Raw genomic sequence first — 21,170 nt, 5'->3', positions numbered from 1 at the left:
CGGGCACTCCCGATCTGTTGCTGGCCCGCCGCATATTGCGGCCCCGGCGCCGATCCGCAACCCGCACCCCTCCGGCCCCATCCCGCCATGTTTTGCGGGCGGGCTTGCCAAGCGTGCGTCGCGGCACATCTCGCCTCTACCGAAAGTGTAATCTCTTTCGAGGTAGTATAAGATCCCTGCCCATCTGGCCCTATTCGACGGGATGCGCCGACATGTTCCTTTCGCGGCACGCCACCATCCGCACGCGCCTGTTCCTCGGGTTCGGCGTCGTGCTTCTTCTGCTGATCAGCCTGACCGTCATCGGCGTCCGGGAGGTACGGAAGATCGACGCCGACCTCACCCGGATCAACGAGGTGAACAGCGTCAAGCAGCGCTACGCCATCAATTTCCGCGGCAGCGTGCATGACCGCGCCATCGCCCTGCGCGACGTGGTGCTGGCCACCGATCAGGCGACGCTGTCCGCCGCGCTTGCCGAGATCGACCGGCTGGCCGCCTTCTACGACCAGTCCGCCAAGCCTCTCGACGCCATGTTCGCGAGCATGGCCGACATCGATCCGGAGGAGCGGACCCTGCTCGCCGGCATCAAGGAGATCGAGGCGAAGACCCTGCCGGCGCTCAAGGCGGTCGTCGCCGCCCGCAAGGCCAACGACATGGCCGGCGCGCAGAAGGCGCTGATGCAGGACGCCCGCCCGGCCTTCAATGAATGGCTGAAGCGCATCAACGCCTTCATCGACCTGCAGGAGCACAAGAACCAGCAGATCGCCGCCCGCACGCGCGAGGTCGCCAGCGGCTTCCAGACGCTGATGCTGTCGCTGTGCGGCGCCGCCCTGCTGCTGGCCGCCGCCTTCGGGCTGTGGACCGTGGCCGCCCTGCGCCCGCTGCGCCGGCTGACCGACGCGATGCTGACGCTGGCGAGGGGCGACCTCACCGTCACCGTGCCGGCCTCCGAATCCAAGGACGAGATCGGGCAGATCACGGGTGCCGTCGAGGTGTTCAAGTCCAACGCGGTGGAGGCCGACGCCTTCCGCCGCCGTCAGGCCGAGGCCGAGCACGCCGCCGAGGACCGCAAGCGGGCCGAGATGGCGGCGCTGGCCGACCGGTTCGAGAACGAGGTGAAGGGCGTGGTCGACAGCGTCTCCACCTCCTCGACCGAGGTGCGGTCGCTGGCGCAGTCGCTGGCCACCACCGCCGACCACACCGAGACCCAGGCGACCACCGTCGCCGCCGCGTCGGAGCAGGCGTCGGTCAACGTCCAGACCGTCGCCGCCGCCGCGGAGGAGCTGGCCGCCTCCATCGCCGAGATCGGCCGCCAGATCGGCGAGAGCAGCCGCAAGGCGCGGCACGCGGCCGATCAGGCGGACGGCACCAACCGCATCGTCGACGGCCTGTCCGCCAAGGCGAACCAGATCGGCGACGTGGTGAACCTCATCAGCTCCATCGCCGGGCAGACCAACCTGCTGGCGCTGAACGCGACCATCGAGGCCGCCCGCGCCGGCGAAGCCGGCAAGGGCTTCGCCGTGGTGGCGAGCGAGGTGAAGAGCCTCGCCAACCAGACCGCCAAGGCGACCGGCGACATCTCGCAGCAGATCGCGGAGATCCAGACGGCGACCGCCGACGCGGTGCAGGCGATCCAGAGCATCGCCGCCACCATCGGCGAGGTGAACGACATCGTCGGCACCATCGCCCAGGCGGTCGACGGCCAGAACGCCGCCACCATGGAAATCGCCCGCAACGTCCAGCAGGCGGCGGCCGGCACCAACGAGGTCTCCTCGTCCATCGGTGGCGTCCTGCAGGCGGCGTCGGAGACCGGGAGCGGGGCCTCGCGCCTGCTCGCCTCCTCCGGTGAGCTGTCGAAGCAGGCCGATCTGCTGCGCAGTCAGGTCGACCGCTTCCTGGGCAGCGTCCGCGGGGGCGTCTGATACCGGCGGGAAAACCGCGTTCATGAAGCTTGAGCGCGGCAATAGGTAGCATCGCCGACGCTTGCAGCCGGCGGCCGGGAAATCTACCAGAGTCCGGCCGCCGCAATTCCCGCGCGCGCCATCCGACGGATGCACCTCCGACCAGAACGGGCCCCGCCCATGACCGACGACGCCATGATCGACGACGCCATGACCGACAGCGGGAGCGGCGGCACCGTCGATTACGGCCGTCTCGTGTGGAGCGACGATCTGGTCCTGGGCATCGCCTCGATCGACGAGCAGCATCGCGAGTGGATCGCCCTCGTCCAGGCCTTCGAGCGGGCGGTCACCGAGGGCCATCCGGCCGAGGAGATGCGCAGCGCCCTTGCCGCCGCCGTCACCTACACCGAGTCGCATTTCGCCGACGAACAGACGGTGATGGAGGAGGCGGGCTATCCCTTCCTGGACGACCATCTGGCCCAGCACCGGCTCGCCTGGGACCGTGTCCACGCCTTCGCCTCCGGCGAGGTGGCGGACGAGGAGGTCCGCAACAGCCTGGCGGAGTTCCTGCCGCAATGGCTGATGCTGCACATCAACACCGCCGACCGCCAGTTCGCCCGCTGGCTGAAGGGCAGCGCCGCCCCCGGCACCCCGTCGGACCCGGCGGGCCGTGTGTTCGGCGACATCCCGGTCTGAATCCGGCCCGGCAGGTCCGGACCTCCCCCGCCGTTGCGATTCCGCGATCACGCCGCTACACAGGGGGGCACCGCGCGAGCCATCCCGTTTTCCGGAGCCTTCCGTCATGTCGACCCTGCCCGATCAGGCCACCATCGCCGCCACCGCGGCCAAGATCCTGCTGGAGATCAAGGCGCTGCATTTCAACGCCGAGACGCCTTTCATCTTCACCTCCGGCTGGGCCAGCCCGGTCTACACCGATTGCCGCCGCATCGTGTCCTTCCCGCGCGCCCGCAAGGCACTGATGGACTTCGCGGTCGCCACGATCGAGCGCGAGATCGGCTATGAGGCCATCGACGCGGTGGCGGGCGGCGAGACGGCCGGCATTCCCTTCGCCGCCTGGATCGCCGACCGGCTGGAACTGCCGATGCAGTATGTGCGCAAGAAGCCCAAGGGCTTCGGCCGCAACGCCCAGATCGAGGGCCTGCTGACCGAGGGGCAGCGCGTCCTGCTGGTCGAGGATCTGGCGACCGACGGCAAGAGCAAGGAGAATTTCGTCACCGCTCTGCGCAACGGCGGCGCCCAGGTGACCGACACCTTCGTGATCTTCCACTACGGCATCTTCCCGCAGTCGAAGGTCAACATGGACGCCATCGGCGTGCGGCTGCACGCGCTGTGCACCTGGTGGGACGTGCTGAAGGTCGCCCGCGACAACCGCTATTTCGACGAGAACACCCTGTCCGAGGTCGAGAAGTTCCTGAACGACCCGGTCAGCTGGTCGTCGGCCCACGGCGGCAAGTCGAGCATGTGACACAGGCGAGGGGCGGCGCCTGCCGCTCCCCCACTGCTTCTACGAGGCCCGGTGCGCGGTCGCCGCTGCCTGATCGGGCCTTGGAGCATGGTTGAACCGGACGCGGACGATTTCCCAGCGCCCTTGCGCCTCCGCAACGGCGCCATCGCAGGGGCGGCGGTCCAGCACGTCGAAGGACAGCGTGGACAGCCCGTCGCCGGCCGGGATCTTGCCGGTGGACCAAAGCTCCTGAAAGACGCGGCGGTTGACCAGGGAGATGGGGGACGGCGTCGCTTCCGGCGTGAAGCCGTCATTGTCGTGGTCCAGCGGCTGGAAGCGCCCCTTGCGCCTGCCGGTGGGAATCCGGCGCGCCCGGATCCGCAGCGAAAAATCGAAATCCTCGTAGCCCCAGCCCCAGAAGGCGTTCGAATAGCCGTCGACCTGCCGCATGACCGTGTTCGGCATCAGCAGCGCGCCGCCCATCGTGCTTTCCAGGTTGGTCGTCACCGTGCGGTCCGACCGTCCCGGCGCAACCGGCCGCTGCTCCGCCCCATACCACAGGATGGGGGTGGGACAGTCGGCCCAGGAATAGTCGGCATCGACCGGCAGGTAATCGACGTCATGCAGGCAGCTGTAGTCGCTCCACCCCTCGCCCAGCAGGAAGCCGGCGTTCTTCAGGGCGCCCCGGTTGAAGGGAAGTCCGGCCTCCTGCTCCACGATGGTGACGCGATAGTCGATCCGCGGGACGAGCCGGTCGAAATAGGCGCTCACCCACGGCACGAACTGCCGCAGATGGCTTTCGCGATCCCGGTAGGGGACGACGATGTGGAGCCGCTTGCCTGCGCCGTCGCCGGTCGTCATGGGACCTCCCCTTCTCCCTGAATGGCGAATGTCGCATCGCCGGTGTCGTCGGCCGCGATCGTTATCGGTCGCGGCGCTCCGCCGGCCCGGTGGTTCTCCCACATCGCCCGGTAGGCCGCCTCAAGATGCCGGGTGAAGCGCGGCGTGTCGAACAGCGGGCAGTCCATCCGGTTGCGCGCCAGCCGCTGCCGCAGGTCGCGGAGCCGGTCGGAAGAGCGGGCGAGGTCCACCGCCGCCGCCTCGTACGCCTCCTGATCGTCGACGATCAGGTCCGGCAGTCCGGCCGCCCGCAGCAGGCTGGCCGCCACCCGGCCGGCGAAGGTCGTCCCGCGCCGCGTCAGCACCGGCAGCCCGGCCCACAGCGCGTCGCTGCCGGTGGTGTGGGCGTTGTAGGGAAGCGTGTCGAGGAACAGGTCGGCCAGCCGGTGCCGCGCCAGATGCTCGGCATGCGGCAGGGGTTTGGCGAAGACCAGCCGCCGGGGATCGACGCCACGGGCCTCGCCTTCGCGGCGCAGGTTGGCCGCCACCCGCGAATTCCCGGCATAGAGCCACAGCACGCTGCCCGGCACTGCCGCCAGGATGCGCGCCCAGCCGTCGAACAGGGCGGGCGTCAGCTTGTAGGCGCTGTTGAAGCAGCAGAACACGAAGCCGTCGTCGGGCAGCCCGCAGGCGGCGCGGGTCGGCGTCGCCTCGGCGATGGCGCGCCTTCGGTCGTTGGGCTGGTAGCAATCCGGCAGCCGCACCACCCGCTCGGTGAAGAACGCCTCCTCGCCCGGCGCGATCACCGTGGGATCGGCGACGATGTAGTCGACATAATCCGCCCCCAGCGTCCCCGGATAGCCGAGCCAATTGACCTGCAGCGGAGCCGGACGGGCGGCCAGGATCGAGGTGCGCGAGAAGGTGGTGAAACCGGTCAGGTCGACCAGGATGTCGATCCCGTCCGCCGCGATGGCCTGTGCCGCATCGGCGTCGGTGTGGCGGGCGAGGTCAACGAAGCGTTCGATCCCGCGTTCGAACCGACGGCGAAGTGCGCTGCCGTCGTCGATGCCGGTCGAATAGGCGGTGACGGCGAAGCGCGAGCGATCATGCGTTTCCAGGGCATCGACCATCAGGTGGCCCATCGCATGCTCTCGGAAATCCGCCGACAGGTAGCCGATGCGCAGGCGCCGGTCGCCGGTCGCCGGAGCGGGCAGGTTCGCCGGGACGGGACGGACGATGGGGACGACACCGCGTGCTTTCGTCGCCGCCCAGCGGGCCGCGGCGGCCTGCTGGTCGCCCAGGGTCGAGGTGCAGGACAGGACGTCGAAGGGCGACACGCCCTCCGCCCCCTCCCGCAGCCGCCGGAGAAGCTGCGCCTCCAGCCCGTCCAGGTCGCGCCAGTCGCACAGAAGCCTCTGCTGGTGGACAAGCTGGCCGAGCGCCGCGGCATGGCCGGGAACCAGCCGCAGCACCCGGCGGCAGGCGTCCACCGACAGCGCGCTCCAGCCGCAAATCGCGGCGGCCATCGCCAGATCGGCATGGGCGTCCGCGTCGCCGGGGTCGAGGGCGACGGCGTTGCGCAGGGCGGCGACGGCGGCATCGGGACGCACCGCCTCCGCCAGCACGCCACCCAGCCGCCGCCATGCCTCGCCGTTCGCCGGCCGGCGGGCCAGCAGAGCCCCCAGGACCGCCAGCGCGCCGTCGGCGTCGCGCAGGCTCGACAGGACCAGGGCCAGATTGATCTCCGCCACCGGGAAGTCGGGCCGCAGGTCCAGCGCCGCGCGGTACTGGGCCACGGCGTCCCGCGGACGGCCGAGTTCCCGCAAGGCGTTGGCGAGGTTGTTGCGCGCCGCCGGATCGGACGGCTCCAGCCGCACCGCGGCCGAGGCGGCACGCCACGCCTCCTCCCGGCGCTGCGCCGCATGGGTGGCATTGCCGAGCGCCAGCCAGTTCCGTGCGCCGGCCGGGTCGAGCGCCACCGCCAGACGGCCGGCGGCGAGCGCCTCCGCCGGGCGGCCGGCGGCATCGAGCAGGCCGGCCAGATTGTGCCAGTTGTCCGCATCCCCGGGCGCGAAGCCGACCGCCTTGCGGAAGGCGGCCTCCGCCTCCGCGCCGCGGCCCATGCGATGGAGCGCCACGCCCAGCTTGGACCACGCCCCGGCGTCGGCGGGGTCGAGCCGCGCCGCCTCCCGGTGGGCGTCGGCGGCCTCCGCGAGGCGGCCGAGATCCTGCAGAGCGACGCCGAGATTGTTGTGGACCTCCCCCAGGTGGGAATGGGTGGCCAGCACCTTGCGGTAATGGGGCTCGGCATCCTGCGGGCGTCCCTGCCGGTGCAGGGCCAGTGCCAGCCCGTAATGGGCATCGACCGAGGCGGGGGCGACCTTCAGGGCCGCCGCATAGACGGTCGCCGCGGCATCCCAGCGGGACAAGGCGGCCATGGCGGCGCCGAAATCGAGATAGACCTCCAGGTTCCTGGCGATGGCCAGCGACTTCTGGAACAGGATCACCGCCTCGCGCGGGTTGCCCAGCCGCAGTTCAACCACGCCCAGCCGGTGCAGGGCGGCAGGGTTCTGCGGCTCCGCCTGCAGGGTGTCGAGGTAGCGGGCCCTCGCCTCCTCCAGGTTGCCGGCGTTTTCCGCCGCCACGGCGCGGGCGAAGCTGGTCATGCGTGCCGATCGATGCTGACGGTTGCGGGTTCCGGGACCGGGCTTCTGTCTGCCACAACCGGCCCTAGTCGCGCCAGCGCGTGTGTTCCATGATGCGGGGGATCCCGGCCGGACGGCGCCCGTCGCCCCATTGCGAGATGTCGGGGATGGCGGTCACGCCCTCACGGCGGCCAAGCAGGCTGAGGATGCTCTGATCGTGGCGATGGTCACGGAACTCCGGGTAGTTCGGAAGTCCGCATTCGTTGGGGGCGTCGGTGATGAGCCGGGCGTCCTGGGCGTACCGAAGCCATTCCGCGACGAAAGCCATGCTTTCCGGCCCGCGCTCGCACACGACGAAGCTGGCGAGGATCTGTGCCGCGTCGGTGAAGGCCGGCTGGTCCAGCCCCAGGAAGTGGAAGCAGTCGCGCTTGGTCCAGACCTTGTTGCTATGATGGTCCTCCAGCGTGAACAGCAGGACCGGCAGGTCGCGCCGCTGGCGGCAGATCTCGATCACCGGATCGGCGCTGTGGACGAAATGGGCGCCGCTGTCGCTGTAGAACAGGATGTCGCCGTCCTTCAGATGCTCGCGCAGCAGCAGGTCGATGAAATAGGGCTTCCACAGCCAATAGCCGGCGCCGCGCGGCTGGTCCAGGATATGCCGGTTGCGGGCGGCGAAGGCGGCATCGATGTGCCGGCGCCCCATCATCGCCACGCCGTCGAAGCCGCCGATCCCCAGGCCGGTCTTGCCGTTGTATTTCTGCGCCGTCGTGAAGGCCCCGTCGGCATAGTTCAGCAGCACCCGCTTCATCGCTCGTTCTCTCCCCGCTGCAAGGCGGCACTTTTACCGGTGCCGCTCACAGGCGGCTTTCGATCCATTCTGCCAGCCGGAAGGCGTCGAAGTAGAAATCCTCGGTGCCCAGGAAGGGCGCCGTGCCGCGGTAGCGGCGGTAGGTGTCGTAATCGTCGTCCACCGCCAGGATGGCCTCGATCGCCTCCTCGTCGGAGGAATAGCGCGACACGTCGATGAAGCTGCCGGCGGCGACATCCCGCAATACGCCGGGATCGCCCCAATAGAGCGGCACGGCGCCGGCCTGGAAAACGTCGAGGATCTTTTCCGTCAGATAGCCGGGATGGCTCGCATTCTCGAAGGCGAAGGCGAAGCGGTAGCGGGAGAAGACGCGGATCTTCGGCAGCCAGCCCATCTTCACCACGCTGCCGGTGTTGTTCAGCAGCCAGCCCACCGAATCCACATGCCGCCGCGCACCGAGCATCCGGAAGAAGTCGTTGCGGCGGGCGCAGTTGGGATTCTTGTAGAGGAAGGCGCAGAATTTCCGATCGGCCGCCTCCTCCCGCGTCGGCGGCGCCGGCGGCAGGACGGAATGGCAGAAATGCCGCGTCGCCCCCTCGCGCCTGTGGTCCCAGGCATGCACGACGTAGAGCGGCAGGCGGTAATGGCGGGGGTCGTCGATGCGGTCGAACGACACCGACATGTCGACGCCGTCCAGCGGCGGACGCACATTCTCCCCGGTGAAGAACAGCGACCGGGCGGTCCGCGCCTCCCGATGGCGGGTGCCGAACACCGACACGAGGGCGAGGTCGCAGTCGTTCTCGACGACAGAAACGTCGAAGCGGCTGGACAGGATGTCCACGAAGAAGTTCGCGTAAGGATCGAACTCCGGCCAGAAGTCGAAGAAGGCGACCTTCAGGTGCGGCCGGCCGCCCCGTCCACCATGATCCGGCCCGTGCAGAAGGAAACGGTCGAGACGTGCCGGGTCCCTGTTCGCCGACGCAAGGAATTCAGCCAGGAAAGCGCTTGTCCGTGGATCGATCATGCCCGGCGATGCCCTTGCGCGTGCTGCGTGCCGGACCCGTCCGCCGGGACCGTCCCCGCCCTGGACACCCCGGCGCCCACACCCTAGATTTGCGTCCGTCGCGTGACCAGCGGTATTTTCGGACCCTGCCGTGCCGGGGCGCGGCGTGAGCCGTCCTTGACCGCACCGCACACGCCGCTAATATCCCGCGCCATGGACGTCTCACTGCGGATCCCGATGATGTGCGCTCCGGCGCATCGCGCGCGAATTACCGGCCCGGCTCTCTGAGGAGGGCCGGGATAGAGACCTGCTGTGTTCCGGGTGGCGCCACGGCCAGTCCTGCCGGCCGCCGCCCGACGGTGATGCTTTCCCCCAGGGATCCGATATGACCCGCGATTACAAATCGACCGTCTTCCTTCCGCGCACCGACTTCCCCATGCGCGGCGGCCTGCCGACCAAGGAGCCCGAGCTGCTGAAGCGCTGGGCCGAGATGGACCTGTTCGGCAAGCTGCGCGCCGGCGCCAAGGGCCGGAAGAAGTTCGTGCTGCACGACGGCCCGCCCTATGCCAACGGCAACATCCACATCGGCCACGCCGTCAACAAGATCCTGAAGGACGTGATCGTCCGCTTCCGCCAGATGCAGGGCTTCGACGCCGACTATGTCCCCGGCTGGGACTGCCACGGCCTGCCCATCGAATGGAAGATCGAGGAGAAGTACCGCAAGGCCGGCAAGAACAAGGATGACGTGCCGATCATCCAGTTCCGCGCCGAATGCCGCCAGTTCGCCGAGGAGTGGGTCGGCATCCAGGCCGCCGAGTTCCGCCGGCTGGGCGTGGAGGGCGACTGGAAGCAGCCCTACGCCACCATGACCTTCCCGGCCGAGGCGCAGATCGTCCGCGAGATCCACAAGTTCGCGGTGAACGGCGGCCTCTACAAGGGCTTCAAGCCGGTGATGTGGTCGGTGGTGGAGAAGACCGCGCTGGCCGACGCCGAGGTGGAATACCACGACCACACCTCCACCACCGTCTTCGCCCGCTTCCCCGTCTGGGGATCGTCGGCGCCGGAGGTGGACGAGGCCAGCATCGTCATCTGGACGACCACCCCCTGGACCCTGCCGGGCAACCGCGCCATCGCCTATGGCGACGAGATCGAATACGCGACCTTCAAAGTCACGGCGGTCGCCGAGGGCAGCAAGGCGGTGGTCGGCGAGCGCCTCGTCCTCGCCACGGCGCTGGCCGAAAGCGTGCTGAAGGAGACCGGCGTCACCGAGTGGAAGCAGCTGCACCGCTTCCCCGGCTCGCGCCTTGCCGGCACCTATTGCCGCCATCCGCTGAACGGCAAGGGCTACGACTTCAAGGTGCCGCTGCTGGCCGGCGATTTCGTGACCACCGACGCCGGTTCGGGCTTCGTCCACATCGCCCCCGGCCATGGCGAGGACGACTTCCGCCTGGGCCAGGCCAACAGCATCGAGGTGCCGCAGACGGTGGGCGAGGACGGGCGCTACTACGCCCATGTCCCGCTGTTCGCCGGTCTGGCCGTCTACACCGACCAGGGCAAGCCGGGTCCGGCCAACAAGGCGGTGCTGGAGGCGTTCGAGGAAGCCGGGTCGCTGCTGGCCAGCAGCCGCATCAAGCACAGCTATCCGCACAGCTGGCGCTCCAAGGCGCCGCTGATCTTCCGCACCACGCCGCAGTGGTTCATCTCCATGGAGACGAACGACCTGCGCAAGGTGGCGCTGCAGGCGATCTCCGACACCCGCTGGGTCCCGCCGCAGGGCGAGAACCGCATCCGCTCGATGATCGAGAGCCGTCCGGACTGGTGCATCAGCCGCCAGCGCGCCTGGGGCGTGCCGATCGCGCTGTTCGTGCGCAAGTCCACCGGCGAGATCCTGCGCGACGAGGCGGTGTTCGCCCGCATCGCCGACATCTTCCAGCAGGAGGGCGCCGACGCCTGGTTCGCCCGCGACCCGCAGGACTTCCTCGGCAACGCCTACTCCGCCGACGAGTTCGAGCAGGTCCGGGACATCGTCGACGTCTGGTTCGAGTCCGGCTCCTCCCACGCCTTCGTGCTGGAGCAGCGGCTGGAGGAGCTGGCATGGCCGGCCGACCTCTATCTCGAGGGCTCCGACCAGCATCGCGGCTGGTTCCACTCCTCGCTGCTGGAAAGCTGCGGCACGCGCGGCCGGGCGCCCTACAACGCGGTGCTGACCCACGGCTTCGTCCTGGACGAGCAGGGCCGCAAGATGTCCAAGTCGCTGGGCAACGTGGTGGCCCCGCAGGAGGTCTGCGACCAGTATGGCGCCGACATCCTGCGCCTGTGGATCATCAACTCCGACTATTCGGAGGATCTCCGCATCGGCAAGGAGATCATCAAGACCCAGGCCGACCTGTACCGCCGCCTGCGCAACACGCTGCGCTACCTGCTGGGCGCGCTCGCCGACTACACCCCGGCCGAGCGGATCGACGCCGCCGAGATGCCGGAGCTGGAGCGCTGGGTCCTGCACCGCCTGTCGGAGCTGGACGCGCTGGTCCGCGAGAAGGTCGAGGCCTACGACTTCCACGCCCTGTTCGTCGCCCTGCACAACTTCTGTGCCGTGGAGCTGTCGGCCTTCTACTTCGACGTCCGCAAGGACAGCCTCTATTGCGACGCGGTCGATTCGGTGCGCCGCCGGTCGGTGCGGACGGTGATGGAGCATCTGTTCTCCACCCTGACCGCCTGGCTCGCCCCGATCCTCTGCTTCACCGCGGAAGAGGCGTGGCTGGCCCGTCCGGACGGGCTCGGCTGGACCGAGGAAAGCGTGCATCTGCGCGGCTTCCCGGCGGTGCCGGCGGAGTGGCGCGACGACGCTCTCGCCGCCAAGTGGGAGGCGGTGCGCAACGTCCGCCGCGTCGTCACCGGCGCGCTGGAGCTTGAGCGCGCCAACAAGACCATCGGGTCCTCGCTGCAGGCCGACCCGACCGTCCATGTCGATGCCGCCACCAAGGCCCTGCTGGCCGACGTGGATTTCCAGGACGTCTGCATCACCTCCGCCATCGAGGTGACGGACGCCGCGGCGCCGGACGGGGCCTTCACCCTGCCCGACGTTCCGGGCGTCGCCGTCGTCCCGGCCCTGGCCGAAGGCGAGAAGTGCGAGCGCTGCTGGAAGATCCTGGAAGAGGTCGGCACCGTCCACGACCACCCGACGCTCTGCGTCCGCTGCGCCGACGCGGTGGCATGAGGCCAGCCGCCAAAACCGCGGTCCTATCCCCTCTCCCCCCGGGGAGAGGGTTAGGGTGAGGGGGATCCGCCTGCCGGACGCTCCTCGCCGCGCATCCCCCTCACCCCGACCCTCTCCCCGGGGGGAGAGGGAGGATGTGTGGGCACATGAACGCCTTCGTCGCCAACCAATCCCGGTCCTACTGGCTGTTCGGGCTGATCGTCGCCGCGGTGGTGGTCGTGCTCGACCAGGGCAGCAAATGGTGGATCCTCGAACATGTCATGCAGCCGGTGCCGCATGTCATCGAGGTGACGTCCTTCTTCAACCTCGTGCTGGTGTGGAACTACGGCGTCAGCTTCGGCACCTTCGCCAGCGGCGGGGCGCTGATGCCCTACATCCTGAGCGCCATCGCCGCGGTGATCGCCGTCTGCCTCGTCATCTGGATGCGGCAGGCCGAACGCCGGCTGGTGGCGCTGGCGCTGGGCTTCATCATCGGCGGCGCCATCGGCAACGTCGCCGACCGGCTGATCCACGGCGCGGTGGTCGACTTCCTCGATTTCCATTACGCCGGCTGGCATTTCTGGGCCTTCAACGTGGCCGACAGCGGAATCAGCGTCGGCGTGGTCCTGCTGTTGATCGACGGGCTGTTCGCGGACCGCGAAAAGTCGTAAGAGTTCCGTCGCCGGTGGCGTTATAACCGCCGGCGAGCGCTGACCATGCGGCCTCGACCTCCGGGCCGGGTCGCTACGACGTGACAGACGACGGGATCCTCCGAACGTGACCAGCAACTCCTCCGCCCTCTCCTTCTCCCGGACCCGGCTTCCCCTGCTTGGGCTGGCACTTGCGGCGTTGACGCTCGCCGGCTGCTCGGATGTGCGCCGGTCCATCGGTCTCGACCGCCAGAGCCCCGACGAGTTCGCCGTCGTTTCCCGCGCTCCGCTGACCCTGCCGCCCAGCATGCAGGACCTGCCCAGGCCCCGCCCCGGCGCCGCCCGCCCGCAGGACAGCACGCCGACCCAGATGGCGGCCGGCGCCGTGTTCGGCGGCTCCTCGCGCGGCGGCAAGGCGGCGGCCGGCTCCACCGCGGGCGAGAAGTCGCTGGTCGCCCAGGCCGCGGCGCGCGACGGCATCGACCCCAACATCCGCACCAAGGTCGACCAGGAAACCACCCAGCTCATCATCGCCGACAAGAGCTGGATCGATTCCCTGCTGTTCTGGCAGAAGCAGGAGCAGCCCTACTCGCTGGTCGATCCGGCCAAGGAGCAGCAGCGCCTGCGCGAGGCCCAGGCCCAGGGCAAGTCGGTGGACGGCGCCGCAACGCCGGTCATCGAACGCAAGCGCAAGGCGCCGCTGGAAGGCCTGTTCTAAGCAGGACCGTCTGCGCCGGGCCCATCCCGACCGGATGGTTCAAGCCTTGTCCCGGGCGCCACATCACACCAGTTTCGGGGGCGTCCTTCCCAGCGGAGGGCGCCCCTTTCGATTCGGACCTCCTGATCCGGGAGCCCCCATGCCCGCCTACTTCCCAGCCCGCCGCCTCGCCGCGGCCGGTTTCCTGGCCCTGACGATGACCGCCCTGGCCCCCCTGATGCCGGCGCCGGTCGCTGCACCGCCCGCCTTCGCGGCGGAGAAGGGGGTGTTCTTCCCCGAAAGCTTCACCCTGTCGAACGGCATGCAGGTCGTGATCGTCCCCAACCACCGCGTGCCGGTCGTGACCCACATGGTCTGGTACAAGGTGGGGGCGGCCGACGAGGACCGCGGCCAGTCCGGCATCGCCCACTTCCTCGAACACCTGATGTTCAAGGGGACGGAGGAGATCGCGCCCGGCGAGTTCAGCCGCATCGTCGCCAAGAACGGCGGGCGCGACAACGCCTTCACCAGCTACGACTACACCGCCTATTTCCAGAACGTCGCCCGCGACCGGCTGGAGATGGTGATGCGGATGGAGGCCGACCGCATGGCCAACCTGAAGCTGACCGACGCGGTGGTCTATCCCGAACGCGACGTCATCATCGAGGAGCGGCGCCAGCGCGTCGAGAACGAGCCGGCCGACCGCATCGGCGAGCAGATCAACGCCACCATGTTCGTCCACCACCCCTACGGCACCCCGGTGATCGGCTGGCCGCAGGAGATGTCGGCGCTGACGCGGGAGATGGCGGAGAGCTTCTACAAGACCTGGTACACCCCCAACAATGCCATCCTGGTGGTGTCCGGCGACGTCACCGCGGCGGAGCTGAAGCCGCTGGCCGAGCGCTATTACGGCGCCATCCCCGCCCGCCCGGTGCCCGAGCGCAAGCGGGTGAGCGAACCGCCGATGAGCGCCGCGCGGCAGGTGGTTCTGCGCGATGCGGAGGTGCGGCAGCCGTCGGTGCGCCGGAGCTGGATCGCGCCCTCCTACCGGCTCGATCCGAACGGTCATGCCTATGCGCTGCAGGTGCTGGCCGAGATCATGAGCGGCGGCACCACGTCGCGCCTCTACCGCAGCCTCGTGGTGGACCAGAAGGTGGCGACCTCCGCCTGGCTCGGCTATGGGCCGACGGCCTGGGACATGGCGACGCTCGGCGTCGGCGCCAGTCCGGCGGCGGGCGTGCCGATGGACAAGCTGGAATCGGCGCTGTGGGCCGAGATCGACAAGCTGCTGAAGTCCGGCGTGACGGAGGAGGAGGTCGCAACCGCCCGCAAGCGCATGCTGGCCGCCGCCGCCTATGCCCGCGACAGCCTGACCGGCCCGGCCCAGACGCTGGGTGCCGCGCTGGCGACCGGCCAGAGCCTGGACGATGTGGAAAGCTGGCCGGTGCGCATCGACGCCGTCACCGCCGATCAGGTCAACGCCGCCGCGCGCGCGGTGCTGAGCCAGACCAACCACGTCACCGGCCTGCTGCTGCCCCCGACCGGAAAGGACAGTTGAGGATGAGCCTGTTTCACGATGTTCCATCTGCCCGCGGACTTCCCCCTCTCCCCCCGGGGAGAGGGTCGGGGTGAGGGGGATGCACGGCGTGGCTTTTCCCGACTGGCGAAGCGCATGCGCAACACTTTCTCCTCGCCGCGGTTCCCCCTCACCCTAACCCTCTCCCCGGGGGGAGAGGGGATATGCGCCTGACTGCTGCGGTATTCTTTGTTACGGTGCTGGCTCTCCTCTCCCCCGCCCACGCCATGGACATCAAGCGCGTGGTCAGCCCCGGCGGGATCGAGGCGTGGCTGGTCGAAGACCACAAGGTCCCGGTTCTGGCGATCGAATGGGCCTTCGAAGGGGCCGGCGGCACCGACCCCAAGGGCAAGGAAGGGCTGGCGAATCTTGCCTCCACCATGCTCGACGAAGGGGCCGGTCCCTACGATTCGCAGGCTTTCCAGGCGCGGCTGCAGGACAAGGCCATCGCGCTGGGCTTCGATGCCGGGCGCGACGGGTTCAGCGGCTCGCTGCGCACCCTGACCGAACACCGCGACGAGGCGCTGGATCTGGCCCGGCTCGCCCTGACCGAGCCGCATTTCGCGCCGGAAGCGCTGGACCGCATGCGGGCCTCGATCATGGCCAGCCTGAGGCGGGACCTTGCCGACCCCAACTATGTCGCGCGCCGCCAGTTCTACGCGACCGCCTTCCCCGGCCATCCCTATGGCGGCGAGGTGCGCGGCACTCTGGAAACGCTGCCGACCGTCACGCCTGACGACCTGCGCGCCTTCGTGAAGGGCCAGTTCGGCCGCGACCGGCTGGTGGTGGCGGCCGCCGGCGACATCTCGCCGGAGGATCTCGGCAAGGCGCTGGACCGGGTGTTCGGTACGCTGCCGGCCAAGACCGAGGCGCCGACCATCGCCGACGTGACGATGACCGGGCTGGGCGAGACCATCCTGCTGCCGCGCCCGACGGCGCAGACCGTCATGCTGATGGGCCAGCCGGGGGTGAAGCGCGACGATCCCGACTGGTACGCCGCCACGGTCATGAATTATGTGCTGGGCGGCGGCGGCTTCGGCTCCCGCCTGATGGAGGAGGTGCGGGAGAAGCGCGGGCTTAGCTATGGCGTCTACAGCTACCTGATCCCGATGGACCATGCCGCCGTGGTGATGGCCGGCGGCTCCACCGTCAACGCCAAGGCCGGACAGGCGCTGGACATCATCCGCCAGGAATGGGCGCGCATGGCGAAGGACGGGCTGACCGACCAGGAGATGGCCGACGCCAAGACCTACCTGACCGGCTCCTTCCCGCTGCAGCTGGGCTCGACCCAGGCCATCGCGCGGATCCTGCTGCAGGTGAAGCGCGACAACCTGGGCATCGATTACCTGAACCAGCGCGACCGCTACATCAACGGCGTGACCCAGGCCGACATCAAGCGCGTCGCCCAGCGCCTGCTCGACCCGGCGAAGCTGCTGACCGTGCTGGTGGGCAAGCCGGAAGGCGTGACGCCGACGCGGACGGTCGAGGGGGAGTTGAGGCGTCGCCGATCTGTCGGCGTTAGACCCCCACCTAACCTCCCCCGCTGGGCGGGGAGGGACTGCCGCCACTCTCCTGTCTAAGCACTTGTCCCCTCCCCGCCCAGCGGGGAGGGTTAGGATGGGGGTCTAACTCCCCAAGTCTCTACGCCAAATCCGGCTGACTCCCGGAAAACGCGGATCGCTCGGATCGACAGGGTTCCCCGGTACCTTGCCCGGAATGATTCCGACCTGATCCGGCCGCGCGGCATTGTCGCGGTCGCGTTGCTCTTCGCGCTCCTCGATTGGCGGGGTAACGGGCTTATCCGACATGGCGTCCTCCTGTTGCGGATCCTCTGATCCACAACACCCCGCGCCCCATCCCGGTTGCACGCCCTGGCCGCCCCGCATAGGCCGTTAAGCCGCGCCGACTGCCGCGTTTTGGCCCGTGGCCGTTGCCGGTTGTCGGTGCTAGGCTCCCCACGCCCCGCAGATGGGCCGCGTCAAAGGACCGCTGACGTCAAGGAGTCCAAAGCATCATGACCGCGCTGACCCGTTCCCCCGCCTGGGCCGCTCTCGCCCAACACCGCCAGGACATGGCCGGCACGCACATGCGCGACCTGTTCGCCGCCGATCCCGGCCGGTTCAAAGCCTTCTCGCTGGAGGCCGCGGGGCTGTTCCTCGATTATTCGAAGAACCGCATCACGCGGGACACGGTCGACCTGCTGCTCGAGCTCGCCCGCCAGCAGGATGTCGAGGGTGCCCGCGCCCGCATGTTCGGCGGCGAGCCGATCAACCTGACCGAAAAGCGCGCCGTGCTGCACACCGCGCTGCGCAACCGCTCCGACCGCCCGGTGACGGTGGACGGCCGCGACGTGATACCGGGCGTGCGCGCGGTTCTGGAGCGGATGGACGCCTTCGCCGCCTCCGTGCGCGACGGCGAATGGCGCGGCTATACCGGCCAGCCGATCACCGACGTGGTGAACATCGGCATCGGCGGTTCCGACCTCGGCCCCGTCATGGCGACGGAGGCGCTGAAGCCCTTCGCCCATGCCCATGTCGCCCTGCATTTCGTCTCCAACGTCGACGGCACCCATCTGGCCGAACAGCTGAAGTGCCTGGACCCGGAGACGACGCTGTTCGTCATCGCCTCCAAGACCTTCACGACGCAGGAGACGCTGACCAACGCCCATTCCGCCCGCCGCTGGTTCCTGGAGACCGCGAAAGACGAGGCGCATGTCGCCAAGCATTTCGTCGCCGTCTCCACCAACGAGGCGGAGGTGCGCAAGTTCGGCATCGACCCGGCCAACATGTTCGGCTTCTGGGACTGGGTCGGCGGCCGCTATTCGCTGTGGTCGGCCATCGGCCTGCCGATCATGATCGCCATCGGGCCGGAGCGCTTCGCCGAGCTGCTGGCCGGCGCCCACGCGATGGACGAGCATTTCCGCACCGCCCCGCTGGAGCGCAACATGCCGGTGCTGATGGGGCTGCTCGGCGTCTGGTACCGCAATTTCTGGGATGCCTCGTCTTACGCGGTGCTGCCCTACGACCAGTATCTGCACCGCTTCCCCGCCTATCTCCAGCAGCTGGACATGGAGAGCAACGGCAAGTCGGTGACCCGAGGCGGCGAGCCGTTGGACTACCAGACCGGCCCGGTTCTGTTCGGCGAACCCGGCACCAACGGCCAGCACGCCTTCTACCAGCTGATCCACCAGGGCACGTCGCTGATCCCCTGCGACTTCGTGGCGGCGGCGACCACCCACAACCCGATCGGGGCGGAGGCCGGCGCCCATCACCGCATCCTGCTGTCCAACGTCTTCGCCCAGGCCGAAGCCCTGATGCGCGGCAAGACCGCCGACGAGGTGCGGGCGGAGATGACCAAGGCCGGCAAATCTCCCGAGGAAGTCGAAGCGCTGGTCCCCCACCGCGTCTTCCCCGGCAACCGCCCGTCCAACACCATCCTGATCGAAAGCCTGACCCCGGCGACGCTGGGCGCCCTGATCGCGCTGTACGAGCACAAGGTCTTCGTCCAGGGCATCGTCTGGGACATCAACAGCTTCGACCAGTGGGGCGTGGAGCTGGGCAAGCAGCTGGCCAACACCATCCTGCCGGAGCTGGAGACCGGCCCGGCCGAGGGCGCGCATGACAGCTCCACCACCGGACTGATGGCGTGGTGGCGGGCGCACCGGTAAGGAACGGTTCAGCTTACGCCAAGTAATTGTATGTATACGAACGCTGTCGGGCGGAAAGATTCCCTCCGATGGCGTTCGGAACATTGCGCCTGCGTTTTGGTTGAAGTGGGAAACGGTCTTTGCACCACTCCACTTCAGCGGAGCAGCCCAATGTCTACCCGTTTACGCCTCGCCATCCTGATCTACGGCATGATCCAGGGTGTGGTCTTCGGCATCGGCACCGTCCTGGTTCTGGCGGTCCCCAGCTTTTCCGAGCAGGCGATGACGCTGATGCCGACCGTGGTGATCCTCAGCATCATCCTCGCCGCGCCCATCGCCTGGTTCGTGGCGCCGCGGCTGCGCTTGCGCTTCTGGCAGCGGCGGGAGGAACGGCAGCAGGCGCCGCGCCGCGTCACCCTGTCCTGACCGCTCGGTCCGTGCCGTCTTCCGCGACCATGGCGAACAGCCAGTCGCGGAAGGCGCGCATGGTCGGCGTCTCCGGCCGCGACTTCAGCGATGTCAGCCAGTAGGCGCCCTTGCACACGGTGACGGCGAAGGGCTGCTCGATCAGGCCGAGCGCCAGCGGCCGGCGGAACATCGATACCGGGGCCAGCGCCACCCCGGCCCCCTGGATCGCAACCTCCACCATCAGGGAGGAGGAATCGAAGACCGGCCCCTTGACCGGCGGCATGGCCGACGGCTCCACCCCGGCGGCGGTGAACCAGCCCGGCCATTCGTCGGCCCGGTAGGAGCGCAGCAGGGTCTCGCGGCCGACATCGGCCGGTTCGCGCAGGCGGCGGGCGATCTCCGGCGCGCAGAGCACCGACAGCGGCGCGTCGAACAGGCGGACGGCGTCGGTGCCGTGCCACGCGCCATCGCCGAAGCGGATGGCGTAGTCCAGCCCCTCCGCCGCGATGTCGACGCGGTTGTTGTTGGTGGACAGGCGCAGGTCGACGAAGGGATGCGCCTCGCGGAAGCGCGTCAGCCGCGGCAGCAGCCAGCCGACGGCGAAGGTGCCGACGGCGCCGACCGTCAGCACCTCGCGGAACCGCCCGCCCTCGAACTGGTCGAGCAGCCCGCCGATGCGGTCGAACGCCTCCTCCAGCGTCGGCAGCAGCGCCCGCCCCTCGTCGGTCAGGGCGAGGCCGCGCGGCAGGCGGTGGAACAGGCTGGCGCCCAGCCGCTCCTCCAGCAGCTTGACCTGATGGCTGACGGCGGCCTGGGTGACGCACAGCTCGATGGCGGCGCGGGTGAAGCTGAGATGCCGCGCCGACGCCTCGAAGGCACGCAGGGCGTTCAGCGGCAGATAGGGGCGGACCACGGGTTCCCCCGGACGGATGCTGGGTGTCGGAGGGTGCTAGCACCGAACGGGGGTGGGCTCCAGGGGGATGTGGGGGTGTTGGCTAACGATGCCCCCTCCCTAACCCTCCCCGCCTTCGGCGGGAGAGGGAACTGCCGCTGCTCTCCTGCAAAGCTCCTACCCCCTCTCCCACCGAAGGTGGGGAGGGATGGGGAGGGGGCACCCGAAGCCGACACCTCCCCCACAAACACTCACCGCCCCGTCAGCACCTTGCGCGTGTGCAGCGCGATCATCCGTTCCTCGTCGGTCGGGATGACATAGACCGGCAGGCGGCTTCCCGGAGTGGAGATCTTCGCCGCGTTGGCCTCGTTGGCCGGCGCGTCGATCTCCACGCCCATCCAGGCCAGCTTGTCGCCGACCCGCGCCCGCACCGGGGCGGAGCGCTCGCCGATGCCGGCGGTGAACACCACGGCGTCCACCCCGCCCATCGAGGCGGCCAGCGCGCCGGTTTCCTTGGCGATGCGGAAGCAGAACAGCTCCACCGCCTCCTGCGCATGCGGGTCGCTGCTGTCCAGAAGCGCACGCATGTCGTTGGAGATGCCGGACACGCCGAGCAGGCCGGACTTGTTGTACAGCATCTTCTCGATGGCGCCGGCGTCCATGCCCTTGCGCATGAGGTAGATCAGCACGCCGGGGTCGATGGTGCCGCAGCGGGTGCCCATCGGCAGGCCATCCAGGGCGGTGAAGCCCATGGTGCTGTCGACGCTGCGCCCGCCATGGATGGCGCACATGCTGGCGCCGCTGCCGAGATGGGCGACCACCACCCGCGAATCGCCCAGCTCCGGCGCGATTTCCGGCAGGCGGCGGGCGATGTATTCGTAGGACAGGCCGTGGAAGCCGTAGCGGCGCACGCCCTCCTCCGTCAGCTCCCGCGGGATGGCGAAGGTCTGTGCCTGCCAGGGCTGGTTGCGGTGGAAGGCGGTGTCGAAGCAGGCGACCTGCGGCAGCTCCGGATGCGCCTCGGCCAGCGCGCGGATGGCGGCGAGGTTGTGCGGCTGGTGCAGCGGGGCGAGCGGAACCAGACCGTCCAACTCGTCCAGCAGCGCCGGGGTCAGCAGCACCGGGGCAGCGTGGCGGACACCGCCATGCACCACCCGGTGACCGGCGGCGATCAGCGTCGCCCCCTCCAGCCGTTCCTCGATCCAGCTCAGCAGGTAGGACAGCAGGGCCGTGCGGTCGCTGGCCTCCCCCGCCCCCCAGCTCTTTTCGGCGAGCGGGCGGCGCTGGGCGTCCTTGGCCTCGAACACCGGCTGGGTGCCGATGCCCGAGATCTGGCCGTTGATGGTGACCACCGGATCCCCGCCGCCATGATCGCGGAACACCGAGAATTTCAGGCTGGAGGAGCCGGCATTGATGACGAGGATCGCGTTGGACATGTGCCCTGCC

At 69.1% G+C, this 21,170-nt stretch carries 16 protein-coding genes; 10 read left to right on the top strand and 6 right to left on the bottom strand.

From position 1 onward, the window contains the following. Nucleotides 1-212 precede the first annotated feature (212 nt). The 3 genes from AB8P05_RS12610 (at nt 213) to AB8P05_RS12600 (ending at nt 3,384) form a co-directional block, all read left to right on the top strand. A complete protein-coding gene (locus AB8P05_RS12610) occupies nt 213-1,919 on the top strand; it encodes a methyl-accepting chemotaxis protein (protein WP_472758175.1) in 1,707 nt (568 codons plus the stop codon). Nucleotides 1,920-2,078: 159 nt separating this feature from the next. Then, nucleotides 2,079-2,594: a bacteriohemerythrin gene (locus AB8P05_RS12605; protein ID WP_472758174.1), complete on the top strand. Its 516-nt coding sequence runs from the start codon at nt 2,079-2,081 to the stop codon at nt 2,592-2,594. Between the two features lie 106 nt (nt 2,595-2,700). After that, on the top strand, nt 2,701-3,384 hold the full coding sequence (locus tag AB8P05_RS12600) for an orotate phosphoribosyltransferase (RefSeq protein WP_472758173.1): 684 nt from the start codon (nt 2,701-2,703) through the stop codon (nt 3,382-3,384). Between the two features lie 39 nt (nt 3,385-3,423). Here AB8P05_RS12600 and AB8P05_RS12595 read toward each other — a convergent pair whose 3' ends face one another. The 4 genes from AB8P05_RS12595 to AB8P05_RS12580 all read right to left on the bottom strand — a co-directional run bounded on the left by AB8P05_RS12595 (nt 3,424) and on the right by AB8P05_RS12580 (nt 8,680). Beyond that, entirely contained in the window at nt 3,424-4,224 is an 801-nt protein-coding gene (locus AB8P05_RS12595; protein WP_472758172.1) for a galactosyltransferase-related protein, read from the bottom strand. Then, complete coding sequence (locus AB8P05_RS12590) at nt 4,221-6,869, bottom strand: tetratricopeptide repeat protein (protein WP_472758171.1); 2,649 nt, start codon at nt 6,867-6,869, stop codon at nt 4,221-4,223. The genes AB8P05_RS12595 and AB8P05_RS12590 overlap by 4 nt, the downstream gene beginning before the upstream one ends. Before the next feature lie 64 nt (nt 6,870-6,933). Beyond that, nucleotides 6,934-7,656: a hypothetical protein gene (locus AB8P05_RS12585; RefSeq protein WP_472758170.1), complete on the bottom strand. Its 723-nt coding sequence runs from the start codon at nt 7,654-7,656 to the stop codon at nt 6,934-6,936. A 46-nt stretch (nt 7,657-7,702) separates the two neighbouring features. Next, nucleotides 7,703-8,680, bottom strand: a complete 978-nt coding sequence (locus AB8P05_RS12580) for a glycosyltransferase family 10 domain-containing protein (protein WP_472758169.1) — start codon at nt 8,678-8,680, stop codon at nt 7,703-7,705. A gap of 364 nt (nt 8,681-9,044) precedes the next feature. Between AB8P05_RS12580 and ileS the strand changes: the two genes are divergently transcribed. The 7 genes from ileS to AB8P05_RS12545 all read left to right on the top strand — a co-directional run bounded on the left by ileS (nt 9,045) and on the right by AB8P05_RS12545 (nt 18,850). Continuing rightward, nucleotides 9,045-11,876 (top strand): isoleucine--tRNA ligase, encoded by a 2,832-nt coding sequence (gene ileS / locus AB8P05_RS12575; RefSeq protein ID WP_472758168.1) that lies wholly within the window; start codon nt 9,045-9,047, stop codon nt 11,874-11,876. A 146-nt stretch (nt 11,877-12,022) separates the two neighbouring features. Continuing rightward, nucleotides 12,023-12,526, top strand: coding sequence for a signal peptidase II (gene lspA / locus AB8P05_RS12570; protein WP_472758167.1), 504 nt, complete (start codon nt 12,023-12,025; stop codon nt 12,524-12,526). A gap of 106 nt (nt 12,527-12,632) precedes the next feature. Then, nucleotides 12,633-13,223, top strand: coding sequence for a DUF3035 domain-containing protein (locus AB8P05_RS12565; protein WP_472758166.1), 591 nt, complete (start codon nt 12,633-12,635; stop codon nt 13,221-13,223). Between the two features lie 139 nt (nt 13,224-13,362). Then, nucleotides 13,363-14,760: a M16 family metallopeptidase gene (locus AB8P05_RS12560; RefSeq protein ID WP_472758165.1), complete on the top strand. Its 1,398-nt coding sequence runs from the start codon at nt 13,363-13,365 to the stop codon at nt 14,758-14,760. Between the two features lie 182 nt (nt 14,761-14,942). After that, nucleotides 14,943-16,358 (top strand): M16 family metallopeptidase, encoded by a 1,416-nt coding sequence (locus AB8P05_RS12555; protein WP_472758164.1) that lies wholly within the window; start codon nt 14,943-14,945, stop codon nt 16,356-16,358. 434 nt (nt 16,359-16,792) lie between these two features. Continuing rightward, a complete protein-coding gene (pgi, locus tag AB8P05_RS12550) occupies nt 16,793-18,445 on the top strand; it encodes a glucose-6-phosphate isomerase (RefSeq protein ID WP_472758163.1) in 1,653 nt (550 codons plus the stop codon). A 150-nt stretch (nt 18,446-18,595) separates the two neighbouring features. Further along, nucleotides 18,596-18,850: a hypothetical protein gene (locus tag AB8P05_RS12545; protein WP_472758162.1), complete on the top strand. Its 255-nt coding sequence runs from the start codon at nt 18,596-18,598 to the stop codon at nt 18,848-18,850. On the opposite strand, the gene AB8P05_RS12540 is transcribed toward AB8P05_RS12545, so the two are convergent. Beyond that, a complete protein-coding gene (locus AB8P05_RS12540) occupies nt 18,837-19,745 on the bottom strand; it encodes a LysR substrate-binding domain-containing protein (RefSeq protein WP_472758161.1) in 909 nt (302 codons plus the stop codon). The two genes, AB8P05_RS12545 and AB8P05_RS12540, sit on opposite strands and share 14 nt — an antisense overlap. 230 nt (nt 19,746-19,975) lie before the next feature. Next, nucleotides 19,976-21,160, bottom strand: a complete 1,185-nt coding sequence (locus tag AB8P05_RS12535; RefSeq protein ID WP_472758160.1) for an acetate/propionate family kinase — start codon at nt 21,158-21,160, stop codon at nt 19,976-19,978. Between the last annotated feature and the right edge of the window lie 10 nt (nt 21,161-21,170).

The organism is Azospirillum sp. VT-I1 (assembly GCF_055698305.1).
The sequence above is the reverse complement of the archived record's forward strand: the minus strand, read 5'-3'. Positions and strand labels throughout refer to the sequence as shown.

Bases quoted from the DNA above. Each gene is read 5' to 3' on its own strand.
- AB8P05_RS12580 (WP_472758169.1), bottom strand. From the start codon at position 8,680: ATGATCGATCCACGGACAAGCGCTTTCCTGGCTGAATTCCTTGCGTCG.
- AB8P05_RS12605 (WP_472758174.1), top strand. From the start codon at position 2,079: ATGACCGACGACGCCATGATCGACGACGCCATGACCGACAGCGGGAGC.
- AB8P05_RS12560 (WP_472758165.1), top strand. From the start codon at position 13,363: ATGCCCGCCTACTTCCCAGCCCGCCGCCTCGCCGCGGCCGGTTTCCTG.
- lspA (WP_472758167.1), top strand. From the start codon at position 12,023: ATGAACGCCTTCGTCGCCAACCAATCCCGGTCCTACTGGCTGTTCGGG.
- AB8P05_RS12600 (WP_472758173.1), top strand. From the start codon at position 2,701: ATGTCGACCCTGCCCGATCAGGCCACCATCGCCGCCACCGCGGCCAAG.
- AB8P05_RS12585 (WP_472758170.1), bottom strand. From the start codon at position 7,656: ATGAAGCGGGTGCTGCTGAACTATGCCGACGGGGCCTTCACGACGGCG.
- AB8P05_RS12555 (WP_472758164.1), top strand. From the start codon at position 14,943: ATGCGCCTGACTGCTGCGGTATTCTTTGTTACGGTGCTGGCTCTCCTC.
- AB8P05_RS12595 (WP_472758172.1), bottom strand. From the start codon at position 4,224: ATGACGACCGGCGACGGCGCAGGCAAGCGGCTCCACATCGTCGTCCCC.
- AB8P05_RS12545 (WP_472758162.1), top strand. From the start codon at position 18,596: ATGTCTACCCGTTTACGCCTCGCCATCCTGATCTACGGCATGATCCAG.
- ileS (WP_472758168.1), top strand. From the start codon at position 9,045: ATGACCCGCGATTACAAATCGACCGTCTTCCTTCCGCGCACCGACTTC.
- pgi (WP_472758163.1), top strand. From the start codon at position 16,793: ATGACCGCGCTGACCCGTTCCCCCGCCTGGGCCGCTCTCGCCCAACAC.
- AB8P05_RS12590 (WP_472758171.1), bottom strand. From the start codon at position 6,869: ATGACCAGCTTCGCCCGCGCCGTGGCGGCGGAAAACGCCGGCAACCTG.
- AB8P05_RS12610 (WP_472758175.1), top strand. From the start codon at position 213: ATGTTCCTTTCGCGGCACGCCACCATCCGCACGCGCCTGTTCCTCGGG.
- AB8P05_RS12535 (WP_472758160.1), bottom strand. From the start codon at position 21,160: ATGTCCAACGCGATCCTCGTCATCAATGCCGGCTCCTCCAGCCTGAAA.